General features: G+C 48.5%; 9 protein-coding genes and 2 pseudogenes. 8 read left to right on the top strand and 3 right to left on the bottom strand.

Annotated elements, in window-relative coordinates:
• Positions 1 to 49: 49 nt before the first annotated feature.
• A complete protein-coding gene (locus tag ACTWJ7_RS10440) occupies positions 50 to 835 on the bottom strand; it encodes an AraC family transcriptional regulator (RefSeq protein ID WP_301878248.1) in 786 nt (261 codons plus the stop codon).
• 21 nt (positions 836 to 856) lie between these two features.
• Complete coding sequence (locus tag ACTWJ7_RS10445) at positions 857 to 1,438, bottom strand: LysE family translocator (RefSeq protein ID WP_079350617.1); 582 nt, start codon at positions 1,436 to 1,438, stop codon at positions 857 to 859.
• Positions 1,439 to 1,645: 207 nt separating this feature from the next.
• On the opposite strand from ACTWJ7_RS10445, the gene ACTWJ7_RS10450 reads away from it, so the two are divergent.
• The 6 genes and pseudogenes from ACTWJ7_RS10450 to mmsB all read left to right on the top strand — a co-directional run bounded on the left by ACTWJ7_RS10450 (position 1,646) and on the right by mmsB (position 10,010).
• Positions 1,646 to 2,653 (top strand): substrate-binding domain-containing protein, encoded by a 1,008-nt coding sequence (locus tag ACTWJ7_RS10450; RefSeq protein WP_443145397.1) that lies wholly within the window; start codon positions 1,646 to 1,648, stop codon positions 2,651 to 2,653.
• 52 nt (positions 2,654 to 2,705) lie between these two features.
• Complete coding sequence (locus ACTWJ7_RS10455; RefSeq protein ID WP_443146361.1) at positions 2,706 to 4,598, top strand: cache domain-containing sensor histidine kinase; 1,893 nt, start codon at positions 2,706 to 2,708, stop codon at positions 4,596 to 4,598.
• A pseudogene (locus tag ACTWJ7_RS10460) lies at positions 4,595 to 5,871 on the top strand (response regulator transcription factor); the annotation flags it as partial. The gene ACTWJ7_RS10455 and the pseudogene ACTWJ7_RS10460, both read left to right, overlap by 4 nt.
• 334 nt (positions 5,872 to 6,205) lie before the next feature.
• Positions 6,206 to 7,290: pseudogene (chvE, locus tag ACTWJ7_RS10465) on the top strand (multiple monosaccharide ABC transporter substrate-binding protein).
• Positions 7,291 to 7,312: 22 nt separating this feature from the next.
• Positions 7,313 to 8,863 carry a multiple monosaccharide ABC transporter ATP-binding protein gene (mmsA, locus tag ACTWJ7_RS10470; RefSeq protein WP_301878245.1) on the top strand — a complete coding sequence of 517 codons (1,551 nt, stop codon included), beginning with the start codon at positions 7,313 to 7,315 and terminating at the stop codon, positions 8,861 to 8,863.
• The gene (mmsB, locus tag ACTWJ7_RS10475; RefSeq protein WP_079350611.1) at positions 8,847 to 10,010 is read left to right on the top strand and encodes a multiple monosaccharide ABC transporter permease; all 1,164 of its coding nucleotides are present in this window, start codon (positions 8,847 to 8,849) and stop codon (positions 10,008 to 10,010) included. The genes mmsA and mmsB overlap by 17 nt, the downstream gene beginning before the upstream one ends.
• 352 nt (positions 10,011 to 10,362) lie before the next feature.
• Here mmsB and mgtE read toward each other — a convergent pair whose 3' ends face one another.
• Positions 10,363 to 11,733 carry a magnesium transporter gene (gene mgtE / locus ACTWJ7_RS10480; protein ID WP_301878244.1) on the bottom strand — a complete coding sequence of 457 codons (1,371 nt, stop codon included), beginning with the start codon at positions 11,731 to 11,733 and terminating at the stop codon, positions 10,363 to 10,365.
• A gap of 176 nt (positions 11,734 to 11,909) precedes the next feature.
• Between mgtE and ACTWJ7_RS10485 the strand changes: the two genes are divergently transcribed.
• Both ACTWJ7_RS10485 and ACTWJ7_RS10490 read left to right on the top strand, forming a co-directional pair.
• Positions 11,910 to 12,614, top strand: coding sequence for a DNA alkylation repair protein (locus ACTWJ7_RS10485; RefSeq protein WP_301878243.1), 705 nt, complete (start codon positions 11,910 to 11,912; stop codon positions 12,612 to 12,614).
• Positions 12,615 to 12,676: 62 nt separating this feature from the next.
• Positions 12,677 to 13,231, top strand: a complete 555-nt coding sequence (locus ACTWJ7_RS10490) for a methylated-DNA--[protein]-cysteine S-methyltransferase (RefSeq protein ID WP_443145398.1) — start codon at positions 12,677 to 12,679, stop codon at positions 13,229 to 13,231.
• Positions 13,232 to 13,638: the final 407 nt, after the last annotated feature.

Genomic DNA, 13,638 nt, shown 5'->3' on the forward strand with positions numbered 1-13,638 from the left:
TAAAAATATGCTCTTTCGTTTGTATGGAGCTTTGTTAACCTGTTGGAAATCAATTCAATTCATTTAGTTGCAGCATATATTCATACGCCGTAATACCGAATACCCGTTTAAAGTGTCTGTTCAGATGAGTCAGATCGACAAATCCACATTCGGCTACAGCAGAGTAGATATCCTTATGTTTCTCGATGGATTGACGTGCATGTTCTACCTTGCAGTTCAGGAAAAATTGGTAAGGGGATATGCCGGCATGTGATTTGAACTCACGAATGAACTGGAACTTGGACATGTTGAATTCAGCACACAGGTCGTCCAATTTCAGCACATCTTCAATGCTGCAAAACATCATTTCCTTGGCTTTTCGGACCAGATTGTCCTGAGGCCGCCATAGCTTGGTTTCCATTTCCGATTGGGAGAGCAACTGCACTAGGTCAAAGAACAGTTCACTGCACTTCGCTTCATCCTGTCCGTTCTGAACAGCCTCGTTCAGCATCAGAATGCTTCGTGCGAGCTGAGGATCATAGACGATGGGAGTGGTAAACCGCAATTCCTTCTTCCCGAGAATCTCTTCGACCAAATCCGGCTTCAGGTAAAGCATCACGTAGTCTATACCATCTTTGTCATATGAGCTTCCATCGTGGGACTGTTCCCGGTTGAATAACATCACGCCGTTTTTGTGGGAGGCCTGATAATGACCGTCCAGATGGTATTGCTGAATACCACGCAGGGTTACTCCAACCGCATATTCCTCGTGACAATGCTTTTTATAGGCGAAATCCGTAAAGCTGGCGGATAGAGCCAGTACATCCTGTGATTTTTTATAGTTGAAACATTCCACGCGCTGCGCACCTCCCATACCTTAAATGATTCCCGATACCATAATGGCTGAGTATAACAAAAAGAGGGCCATAAGGATACTCAGTACTTTTTGATGACGATTCAGCAGCGTTCTGAACATGGAGCCAAAGACGGCCCAACTAGAGTATGCCAGAAAACCGATGAGGGTAATGAGCAGCACGAATAGTGACGATGATAGCGAACTGTCGTAATAGGGCAGTACATAGCTGGGGATGACCGTAAACGTGAACAGAACCACTTTTGGATTCAGAAACTGCATGAGTAAACCGTTCCAAAATCCGGTAACATGCTTCGTTGCTGTTTCGGTAGAACCCATTTTGTAGACCTGATACGCCAGATACACCATATATAGACCGCCAACAATCTGCATCACACGGAGAATGCCAGGCAAAATGCCAGCAAGAACATGATTGAGAAAAGCTGAAGCAGCAAGCAGCAGCCCGAATGCAAGTGTGGCTCCCCACACATATTTCATCGTTTTCTTAGCACCAACCTGTTGCGCAGAAGAAAGAATCACAATATTGCTGGGGCCTGGTGTGAAGGTAACGACAATGCAATAGATCAAAAATGAAGTGAAATTCATGGTGAACGCCTCTTTTCTGACTCGTCTTATTCCATGAATGATACGATGTGAAGGGATGATCTTATAGTACATTATTGCAGCAGTTAACATTTGAGCAGGAAAAAAATGATGAATTCGGAATAGGTAAAACGGTTTCCTTTTTATATGATTGCGTTTACAATTTAAGCAGAATGTTATAGCTGACAGACGACTTGAGGAAGTGAACAGATGAAAAAACTGCTGCTGGTCTATATTTTGTTAATCTCAGCGTTTGTGTTGTATGTGTTTCAGTTTGAATACGCCGGTCAGGTGAATGGTACCTGGGAAGACCGGGGGCTGCGTGGAGATATTGGCGAAACTTACATGATGATTACTTTCCAGTCCGGACTGGAATATTGGAAGAGTCCCCTGAAAGGCTTCGAAGATGCCGGGGATGCGCTTGGTGTAACCGTGGAATACCGCGGAGCTACCCGGTATGATGCGAAGGAACAGACGACGGTTATCGAGCAGGCCATTGCTCGCAAGCCAGCAGGAATGGCCATATCGGCCATCGACCCGCAATCGCTGATTCCGGTGATTAGCAAAGCAATGGACGCGGGCATACCTGTCGTGTTGTTCGATGCCGATGCACCAGGAAGTCGGGCCTATTCTTTTCTCGGGACGGACAATTACAAGGCAGGCGTAACGGCTGCTGACAAAATGGCTGAACTGATGGCTCGGGAAGGGGAAGTTGCAGTGTTGACCCTTCCTGACCAGCAGAATCATGAAGAGCGAACAAAGGGATTTCGCGATACGATTCAGCAGCGTTATCCTTTGATGAAGATTGTTGAAGTCGCCGATGGACATGGAGACGCAATGGTATCAAGAGACGAAACGATCAGGCTGCTGAAGGCTCATCCGAAGCTGGCTGGCATTTTCGTGACCGAAGCGACCGGAGGAGCAGGTGCGGGTGAAGCGGTACAGAATTTGAAGGGGGCTCGTTCGCTCGCACTTATATCATTCGATACCAATAAAGCCACACTGGACATGATCAAGGGAGGCACGATTTCCGCAACCATCGCACAGGGAACCTGGAACATGGGATATTGGTCACTTCAATATTTGTTCCATCTGCATCACCAGTTGACGGTACCCGCTCCATCCTCTCTGGATGAGAATGCACCACTTCCGGTCACGGTGGATACCGGAATTTCCGTGGTGACCCGAACGAATGTGGATGATTATTATGCCAAATAACGCTGATCCACAGGAGAATTTCCGGGGCAGGGAAGCAAGACGCATTCGAATGATGGGGAGACTGCAACGTTTGCGTTTGCGCAATATGCCGCTGCGTTATCAGTTAATGCTGCTGTTTTTACTATTTGCCATCGTGCCTTCCGTAGGACTGGGCGTGCTGGTGAACTGGACCGTGGAACGGATTGTAGAGCGGCAGGTTGAGGGGCATACGATGCAGCTCATTGGCAAAGTGAATGAAGCGCTCGACAGCAAGATGGAGAACCTGCAAAACATGACGTATCTGATTGCGTTTGATCGGAACGTGGGTGCTTTTATGCAAGGAAAAACAGCATCGGATAAAGATACACGCACAGATTCATCCAGCCAGGAAGGAAATACGGAAGCGGAACAAGATCAGCTGTATGGGATCAAGCAAACCTTGCAGGGTTTTACGACGCTTTATCCGGAGATCGCCGGAATCGTTCTCGTCAATGGAAGCGGTGACTATATCAGCAATGAGATGTACCCCCGATCGAAGCAAAGCCTCACCCAGGAAAACTGGTATGTGAAGGCTTCTCAAAATCCAGGCATTTTTACGGTGCTGGGGCAGCCGCTGGATCGGAATATAACCACACATGTGAGGTACAAGGATAATGAGATTGTATCTGTTGCGCGTTCCATAACGGATGAAGCATCGGGACGTATACTTGGCGTTGTTATGATTGATCTCAAGCTTCGGTCTGTCTCTCAGGCTGCCAGAAATGTAACCCTGGGTAAATCCGGTTATGTGATGGTAACCGATGAGGAAGGGAGGAGCGTATATATGCCTGAACACCCTTTGGTAGAACAGATTCCGGCGGAATGGTTCCAATCCGGCGACAGCGGAACGTTCAATGCTGAGGCGGGTGGAAAGGAGCTTTTATTCATGTACCAGTCCTCTACGTTTACGGGCTGGAGAACGGTGGGTGTATTTCCTGCACGGGAATCGATCACGGAAGTGCGGCAGATTCAGTTTTATGTGGTCAGCTTTGTGTTCGTGGTATGTTTGTTCGGACTGAGCGCCTCCTCTTGGTTCTCGCGTTCCATCGCGCAGCCCATCTTTCGGCTGATGTCTTATATGCGCAGGGCGGAGACGGGAAATCTCAGGGCGGGCCGCTGGAGCGACAGGGCGGATGAAATTGGCATGCTGGGCAGAAGTTTTAACCGGATGCTTGCACAGATCCGTCAGCTTATCTCCCTGAATGAATTAAAGGAACGGCAGAAGCGTGAGGCTGAAATGCGCAGCTTGCAAGAGCATATCAAACCCCATTTTCTATACAATACACTGGATACAATTCATTGGATGGCCCGTAAGGAAGGAGCGGACGATGTATCGAACATGGTTGGCGCTCTTTCCAGACTGTTTCGCATCGGACTCAGCAAAGGGGATGATTTCATTCCTCTCCATTCCGAGCTTGAGCACATAACCAGTTATCTGCAAATTCAACAGACCCGGTACCGTGACCGACTGCAATACGAGCTAATCGTTCCGGACGATCTGCGTGATTTGTTCGTACTCAAGCTGCTGCTTCAGCCCCTTGTTGAAAATGCGATTTATCATGGCATCAAGGGAAGACGAGGGCCAGGCAAGATTCGGGTGGAGGCCAAAACAGAACAAGGAAGACTGCTGCTGCGGATTCAGGACGATGGAGCGGGCATGTCGAGTGAGCGGCTTGCAGAGATGGAAGGGCTGTTGGCAGCACCCTTGGAAAGTCTTGAAACGGCATCCTTGTCCGGAAAGGCTGGCAAAAGCTACGGCATGTTGAACGTACAGGCACGTATACAGTTGGTTTATGGTATCGAATATGGCATTGTGCTGGACAGCAGGGAAGGTGTGGGTACCTGTGTGCAGGTCATTCTTCCGCTGTTGAGAGAGCTTCCGGCAGGACAGTCATTTGATAGGGAAAGGGGGCAGGAGAGCGGATGAAGAAATTCATATCAACGACAACAAACACCGCAGAGGATAAAAGGTCGGCTCCGTTAACTGCGACGGAGGACAGGCTTGCGGAGAAGCTTTACCAGGTACTGATTGCCGATGACGAGCCGATCATTCGTGAGGGCATTCGGGATTCAATCGACTGGGTGGCCCTGGGCATGGAGGTTGCCGGAGAAGCAGAGGATGGGGAGGAAGCGCTGGAACTGGCTGCCAGCCTGAATGTGGATATCGTACTGGTTGATATGAATATGCCTTTTCTGAACGGAATCGAGCTGATTCGTCGTCTTCAGGACGATTGCCCGAATTGCCGCTGTCTCATCATATCCGGACATGATGAATTTGCTTATGCCCAAGAAGCCGTTCGGCTTGGGGTAGAGGATTATATATTGAAGCCTGTTCAGGCAGAACAGCTGTATGCTGCCCTTGCGCGACTGCGCCAGCATATGGATGAAGAACATATGCGAACCACGTATGTGCAACAGGCAGCCGACCAGATTGAACGGAATATCCCGCTGCTGCGCCAGCGTTTTTGCCTGGATTGGCTGGAAGGTTCAGTCAGGGGACGGAGCTGACGGGGCAACTCGCGTTTTTGCGTCTGCCACCTGCGCCGCCTGTACAGATTGGAATCGTCCGCTGGCCTGCTGCAGAAGCACGTCAGACGGTGATGCATGAGAGTGACCGCCAATTGTTTCTTTTTGCAGCAGAGAATATTGTTGATGAATTGCTGGGACAGCTTCCACATGTCCTGTTCAGGGAAGTGAATGGATTGATTGGCATATGTCTATGGCAGAAGGCACCGGAAGGGATTGTATCCACAATGGAGCAGAAAATCAGTTCTTGCCTGAATATCGCTGTTCATGCCTATATGGAGCAACACACAGGGACATTGGAGGAGGCGCCGGACACATATCGACGATGCCGTGAGAAAGTATTTGGAGAAGCCCGGTTGTCTCCGCTGGTTCGCCGGGCACGTCAGCTCATTCAAGAGAATTATGCGGATCGGGAGCTGACATTGGAATCGCTCGCTGTCCGTCTGAATGTATCTGCGGTGTATTTGGGCCGGGTGCTCAAGAAAGAACTGAACGATTCCTTTGTTACTCTGGTTACACACGCCCGCATCCGCAAGGCGGTACAACTGCTCGACGCTACAGCATGGTCTATCTACGACATTGCTGAGCAGGTAGGGTACGATACGCAGCATTATTTCAGCACCGCATTCAAAAAAACGATGGGTATGTCGCCTGTACAATATCGCAAAAGCGGGGAACAGGCAGCAGCAACGATACAGCTAATCAATCTTAGGAAAAGACAGAGAGATACAATTGGATCAAGAGGATATGTCCTACTTCCATGAAGGAGGGCATATCCTTTTTTTGTTCACAGATGTCTTACAACAAACCAGGTTACCTGGGAGCTTTAATTGAGCATAATCAAGTTGAAATTTTATAAAAAAAGTTCAAATGCAGCAAAGACCATACTGTTCCCGAATGCTACGATGGGTTCAGACAGGATTTACAGCTTGGATGTACCCGACATATTGTAAGCGTTATCTTATGATTCATTCAAGTCTGTATGATTTGAGGAAAGGGGAACTTCATATGAAAAAAGGAGCACTGTTCATCTGGCTTCTGGTGATGACTTTGGTCCTCTCTGCCTGCAATCTGGCCGAGAGTGAGACAGGCAGCAAGGCCAAAGGGTATGTCGGCATTTCAATGCCAACCAAATCCTCCGAACGTTGGGTAGGGGACGGGGAAAACATGGTCCGCCTGTTCCAGGAACAGGGGTACAAGACCGATTTGCAGTACGCTGAGGACGTCGTCGAAAATCAAATCTCTCAGATTGAGAACATGATTACCAAGGGTGTGGATGTCATGGTGGTTGCTTCCGTGGACGGCAATACACTAACGGACGTGATCAAGAAGGCGCATGATCAGGGCATACAGATCATTTCGTACGATCGCCTGATTCGCAACACCCCTTACTTAACGTATTACGCCACGTTCGACAATTTCAAGGTGGGTGTGCTTCAAGCCTCTTACATTGAGCAGAAACTTGGGCTTAAAGAAGGCAAGGGACCTTACAACATTGAGCTGTTTGGCGGATCTCCCGATGACAATAACGCATATTTCTTCTTTGACGGAGCTATGTCTGTCCTGAAGCCATACATGGATTCCGGCAAGCTGGTCGTGCGAAGCAAGCAGATGACGATGGCCCAGATTGCGACGCTGCGTTGGGACGGAGCTTTGGCCCAATCACGAATGGATAATCTGCTCAGTGCCTATTACTCGGGAGACAATCTGGATGCGGTGTTATCCCCGTATGATGGGATCAGTATCGGGATCATCTCATCGTTAAAAGGCGTGGGATATGGTAAAGCGAACAAGCCGCTGCCGGTGATCACGGGTCAGGATGCCGAGCTGGCATCAATCAAATCGATTGTGGCGGGGAACAGACCCAGACTGTATTCAAGGATACCCGCAAGCTGGCGGAACAGACGGTAGAGATGGCCAACAGCATTTTGCAAGGGAAACCGGCAGAAGTGAATGATGATAAATCATATAACAACGGAATTAAGATCATACCGGCTTATCTGCTTGATCCCATTTCAGTGGACCGAACCAATGTGGAGAAGGATATTGTGGGCAGTCAATATTACACCAAAGAAGAAATTGGACTGAAATAACCTAGTGAAAGGAGCGGGTCCCATGGCCGGAATTATTCTGGAGATGAAAGGAATCACCAAAACCTTCCCTGGCGTCAAAGCGCTGGAAAACGTCAATCTCAAGGTCAGAGAAGGCGAAATTCATTCGCTATGCGGTGAAAACGGTGCAGGCAAATCGACGCTGATGAAGGTGCTGAGCGGTGTATATCCGCATGGAACATACGACGGGGACATTTTGTTTGAGGGAAAGACATGTGAATTCAGGGACATTAAGCAGAGCGAGGAACTGGGAATTGTCATTATCCATCAGGAGTTGGCTCTTATTCCCTACCTCTCCATTGCGGAAAACATCTATCTGGGCAACGAACGTGCCAGCAAGGGTATCATTGACTGGAAGGAAACGTATGTGGGTACCCGAGAATTGCTGGGCAAGGTAGGGCTGACCGAAAATCCGAATACGCTTGTATCCAATATCGGTGTGGGCAAGCAGCAGCTGGTCGAAATAGCGAAAGCGCTCTCCAAAAAGGTGCGGCTGCTCATTCTGGATGAGCCCACCGCTGCCTTGAACGAGGATGACAGCGAGAATCTGCTTCAATTAATGCTGGAATTCAAGAAGCAGGGCATTGCCTGTATCCTGATTTCTCACAAGCTGAATGAGGTGTCGAAGGTGTCTGATTCAGTAACCATTTTGCGGGACGGCAAGACGATTGAGACGCTGGATATGAGTAAGGACAACGTAACTGAAGACCGGATTATTAGTGGAATGGTAGGCCGTGATCTCACCAGCCGTTATCCGGAGCGCCATGCGAACATCGGTGAAGTCATCCTGGAGGTGAAGGACTGGACGGTCTATCACGAGCATCATGCTGATCGCAAGGTGCTGAATCAGGTCAACATGAACATCAGACGAGGAGAGATCGTAGGCATTGCCGGTCTGATGGGGGCCGGACGCACAGAGCTGGCCATGAGTATTTTTGGCAAATCCTATGGACGCAACATCACGGGACAGCTCATCAAAGATGGCAAACCCATTCAGAACAACAGCGTAACAGAAGCCATTCAGAATGGCTTTGCCTACGTGACAGAGGATCGCAAGGAGTATGGCCTCATTTTAATGGATGATATCAAGCGCAATATTTCGCTGACGGGTCTTAACAAGCTGACTCGAGGCGTCGTTGTAAACGAGCGTGAAGAAGTAGTTGTTGCCGAAGAGATGAAAAAAAGCATGAATATCAAAGCGCCGAGCATTTTGCAGAAAACCGGCAATCTGAGCGGCGGTAACCAGCAGAAGGTAGTGCTCAGCAAATGGATATTTGCCGGGCCGGATATTCTTATTTTGGATGAACCAACGCGCGGCATCGATGTCGGCGCCAAATTCGAAATTTATACGATTATTCATCGGCTTGCTGCAGAGGGCAAGGGTGTCCTGGTGATTTCGTCCGAACTGCCGGAGGTATTGGGCCTGTGCGACCGAATTTACGTGATGAATGCCGGGCGAATTACGGGAGAGGTCAACCGGGAAGAAGCGTCGCAGGAAACGTTGATGAGATATATGACCAAGTCAGGAGGCGGGAAGCATGGAAATGTTAACTAGACTGTTCAAAAACAATATACGCCAGTATGGCATGATTATCGCGCTGGTTGTAATTATGCTGTTGTTCGAGGTGTTGACGGGCGGGCTGCTGCTCAAGCCGATCAACATTACCAATCTGATTTTGCAAAACAGCTACATTCTGGTACTGGCCATTGGGATGGTGCTGGTCATTATTACCGGACATATCGATCTGTCGGTAGGTTCGATTGCCGCCTTTGTCGGGGCGGTTGCCGCGATTATGATGGTTGATTGGCAGCTTCCGGCCTGGCTGGCGGTCATTGCCTCACTCGTGGTTGGGGCATTAATCGGGGCGTGGCAGGGTTTCTGGATCGCGTACGTGCGAATTCCGGCATTTATTGTAACCCTGGCGGGCATGCTGCTCTTCCGCGGTTTGACGATGATTGTGCTGGAAGGCCAGTCCATCTCACCATTTCCGGGCGGATTCCAGAAAATTAGCTCAGGCTTCCTGCCGGATATCCAATTTTCAGGCCTCAGTCTTGTTTCCATCATCGTCGGTCTTGTGCTTACGGTCTGGTATATTGTGAATGAATTGCGCGAACGACGTTCCCAGCGAAAATACGGTTTTGAGGTGGTGCCTCAGGGGCTGTTCCTGCTCAAGCTGGTGGTGGTGGCTGCGGTTACAAATCTGTTTACGTTTATGCTGGCGAGCTACGCAGGCATTCCGAATATTCTGATTCTGCTGTTTGTATTGATCATCGTTTATTCCTTTGTCATGAATCGTACTGTCATGGGTCGTCATGTTTACGCACTCGGAGGCAATGAGAAGGCTGCAGGCTTATCTGGGGTCAAAACGAAAAAAGTGACCTTCTGGGTATTTGTCAACATGGGCGTGATGGCCGCCATTTCCGGACTGATCTTTGCGGCCCGGCTGAATGCAGCGACGCCAAGAGCCGGTACCAACTTCGAGCTGGATGCCATTGCAGCCTGCTTTATTGGCGGCGCTTCCGCTTCTGGCGGCATCGGAACGGTATTTGGCGCCATTATCGGCGGGCTGGTCATGGGGGTTCTGAATAACGGAATGTCCCTCATTGGTCTGGGTATTGACTGGCAGCAAGGGATCAAGGGATTGGTACTTCTGCTGGCGGTGGCTTTTGACATTTATAACAAAAACAAAAGATCGGCATAATCCGGTGTTGTAATGCTGGATGGAGGCAGAGTTCTCCGTAATACATCCTTTGGATGCATCGGAAGGCTAGATGAATTGAACTAAACATTTACACGATAACGGAGAGGACAGAAATAACTTGAAGAAGCGGAGCGTTCGCCTTTATCCCCGGATTTTCCCCTTTGAAAAAGGGAATTCAAAAAAATCTGGGGATAACAGCGATCGGAAGGTTGTTCTGTCATCGGAGTGGCAAGTGTACATATTCTTTAGTTCAATTTATATAGATGAAAAGAATACTTTGAAACAACAAATGAAAAAGCAGAAACAGACCATCATCCGCAGGATTAGGTCTGTTTTCTGTTTTTTTCGATATTCACATCAAGGCATCCAGAAAACGGGTTGCGATGCCGAAATAGATAAACAACGACAAAATATCATTCAGTGTTGTAATTAATGGGCCGGAGGCGACCGCAGGGTCTACTTTGAAACGACTGAGCAGAAGGGGAATGCAAGTGCCGGTCAGTGTTCCGATGACGAGAGTGAAGAAGAGTGATACGCCGATAATCGCTCCAAGCAGCCAGTCACCTTGCCAGAAATAGGCGATGACCGTAATCATCAAGCCGCATACAAGTCCAATCATTAGGCCTACCTTAATCTCCCGGCCAATCAGCGCGAGCACTGTGGCCTTGTCCAGCTTGCGTCCAATCAGTCCACGCACAACGACAGCGAGAGATTGTGTCCCTGTATTCCCCGTCATGCCGGCTATCATGGGCATGAAGAACGCGAGGGCCACAACCTGATTCAGTGTGTCCTCGAAAAAATCCACAATGCTTCCCGAGATCAGTCCGATGAATAACAGTAAAATCAGCCAAGGAAGGCGACGTCTGACAGCAACCAGCGGTTTGGTATCAAAATCGATGTCTTTGCTGCCTCCACCCATTTTGGCGATGTCTTCACTGGCCTCGTCCATAATAATATCAATGACATCATCCATTTGGATCACGCCGCATAATCTGTGATTCTCATCCACGACAGGCAGAGCCATAAACTCATAACGCTGCAACAGCTGTGCGGCTTCTTCCTGGTCCATATCGACGGTTGCATGGATGACACGCCGCGTCATCAGCTCTTCCACTTTGGTCTTATCATCTGCCTCAGCAAGGGATTGATAACTCACGACTCCGACCAGTTTGCCTTCATCATCCGTGACATACAGGTAACTGGTCGCTGGAATGAGCAGCGATGCCTGTGATTCTCTTAGCGCTTCTTTTGCTGTTTCATGTGATAACAGGGTGCGGTAACGATCGGTCATGATTCGCCCTGCCGTCTCCGGTGGATAGTTCAACACGGCGCGGATAATCGAAGAGTGATCCAGGTTCATCGTAGACAAGAGTTCTTCCCTGCGTTTGAGAGGTAGATCATGCATGAAGCGAATCAGATCACTTTTGTCCATCTGCTGCATGACTTCAAGGGTGCGTTCCGGGCCTAATTGTTCGAATAGATGTACCTGTTCTTGAAGCGTGAGCGCTTCTGCCATATCGGCGAGAACGTCAGGCTTGAATAAAAGCAAGAAGCGTTTCGTCTCTTGTTCAGGGAACTTTTTATATATGAGAGAAAGGTCGTATGGATGCAGCTCTTTGGCCCATTTATAAAATTCGGTCAGGTTTTGGGTTTGCACAAATTGCACAAGGAGCTCCGTAATCTCTTCAACCGAAAAATCTTTTTTGAGATGGGATCGGTTCATATGTAGTCTCCTTTCTAGATGGGTTCAACTCCGTATTCTTAAACGAAATGGGATGGCAGTTAAACAGCGACCACGGGAAATGGATATTGTAATCTTGCTAATGCATTCGATATGGGCTTACAAATCAATGCTGCCGGGATATACTTGATGTAGAAAACCCGATGAGGAGGAGACATGTGGAAACGGTTGTAAGAACACAATTGTTATCTCTGGTCGAACCGGAATATCAGAAATTCTCGGCTGCGCTCATTCCGAATATCACGAATCTGTTGGGTGTGAGACTGCCTGAAATACACAAGATGGCGAAACAAATTGTCAAAGAGGACTGGCGAGCCTATCTAAAAACCGCTGATGATGATTATTTTGAAGAAGTCATGCTGCAAGCGATGGCCATCGGTCATGCTCAAGCAGATATTGAAGAATTGCTGCAACATATCGCCTGGTTTGTCCCCAAAATAGATAACTGGTCCGTATGCGACAGCTTCTGCGGTGGATTGAAATATACGAAGGCACATCTGGATCAGGTGTGGCAATTCTTGCAGCCCTATTTGGTATCCAATCAGGAGTATGACATTCGCTTCGGTGTTGTGATGCTGTTGAACTTTTATATGGAAGAAAAATATATCAGCGAAGTTCTTGTCTCATTAGATCGCATTCGTCACGATGGTTATTATGTGAAAATGGCAGTGGCCTGGGCTATCTCCATCGCTTATGTGAAACAACCTGAAGCCACGCTACGTTATTTGCAGGACAATACCTTGGACGACTTTACGTATAATAAGGCTCTTCAGAAAATAACGGAGTCCTATCGTGTTGATTCGGAGACCAAACAGATCATCCGCAGTATGAAACGAAAATCGAAGAAACCGGTTCGTGTGTAGTATGTGTGCATAACGTGAAAAGAAATCAGATATAAACCTACGAGGGAAAGGACGATAGACGTATGAGAAAGAGCATCATGTGGACAAAAATGGAACTGGACGGTCGTCCGTGGGTATTGCTTGGCACCGAAAAAGGGTTATGCCGGGTTATTATGCCCAATGAAACCCTGGAGGATTGGGGGAGCTGGATTGGTCGAATTGCACCTGGCGTGGAGCTCGAAGAGAATGAAGCAGCGTTGAAGCAGACAGGTATGATGGATTGGCTGCAAGCCTATTTTGCCGGAGATAGAGTGGCTTTCACCGATGAAATCCCGCTTGATCTGATCGGAACAACATTCCAACAACAGGTATGGACAGAGCTGGGTCGTGTTCCTTATGGTGAGACAAGAACCTATGGCGACATTGCTGCTGCGGTGGGAAGACCTTCTGCGGTGCGAGCTGTTGGGGCCGCCAATGGAGCCAACCCCATTCCGGTACTGCTGCCATGTCACCGCATCATCGGTGCCAACCGCAAGCTGACCGGTTTTCGCGGAGGACTGGAGATGAAGCGAAGACTGCTGGACATTGAACAGATTGAAGGCGTGACTGATGGCGGGCATGCGCGGTTTAATTTTTGATTAATTATATGAAAACGAAGCGGTAGACTCCTGCGGCCAAGGCTTCGCTTAGTTCTAACAATGTACAGGCACTCTATAGTGCCTGTTTTTACATTTTCTATTGATAGAAGAATGGAGGATAAACGGAAATAACGCGGAGGTTGGTCTTTTCCTTCTGGGTCACGACGCTAACGAATCTCCTACACCACCTTATTGTGAGGAATAGCGTGACATGTAAAACCTAACGAACCTCAGCCGTCTTATTCCAGTAAAAACCTGCAGAATGATGCGCAAAGACTCACAAAGCAATGGAATAAGGCGTCTACGCTTTGTTACGATGACTGATCCGTGGAATTTCACAAAATAGAGTGTGCTCGATTCGTTAAAATAATAACGATTGTCTGAGAGCTGTTCCGGTCACTTGCCCA

The organism is Paenibacillus sp. 1A_MP2 (assembly GCF_052244825.1).
GTDB classification, from domain to species: domain Bacteria; phylum Bacillota; class Bacilli; order Paenibacillales; family Paenibacillaceae; genus Paenibacillus; species Paenibacillus vandeheii.

Bases quoted from the DNA above. Each gene is read 5' to 3' on its own strand.
- mmsA (WP_301878245.1), top strand. From the start codon at position 7,313: ATGGCCGGAATTATTCTGGAGATGAAAGGAATCACCAAAACCTTCCCT.
- ACTWJ7_RS10455 (WP_443146361.1), top strand. From the start codon at position 2,706: ATGGGGAGACTGCAACGTTTGCGTTTGCGCAATATGCCGCTGCGTTAT.
- ACTWJ7_RS10490 (WP_443145398.1), top strand. From the start codon at position 12,677: ATGAGAAAGAGCATCATGTGGACAAAAATGGAACTGGACGGTCGTCCG.
- ACTWJ7_RS10450 (WP_443145397.1), top strand. From the start codon at position 1,646: ATGAAAAAACTGCTGCTGGTCTATATTTTGTTAATCTCAGCGTTTGTG.
- ACTWJ7_RS10445 (WP_079350617.1), bottom strand. From the start codon at position 1,438: ATGAATTTCACTTCATTTTTGATCTATTGCATTGTCGTTACCTTCACA.
- mgtE (WP_301878244.1), bottom strand. From the start codon at position 11,733: ATGAACCGATCCCATCTCAAAAAAGATTTTTCGGTTGAAGAGATTACG.
- mmsB (WP_079350611.1), top strand. From the start codon at position 8,847: ATGGAAATGTTAACTAGACTGTTCAAAAACAATATACGCCAGTATGGC.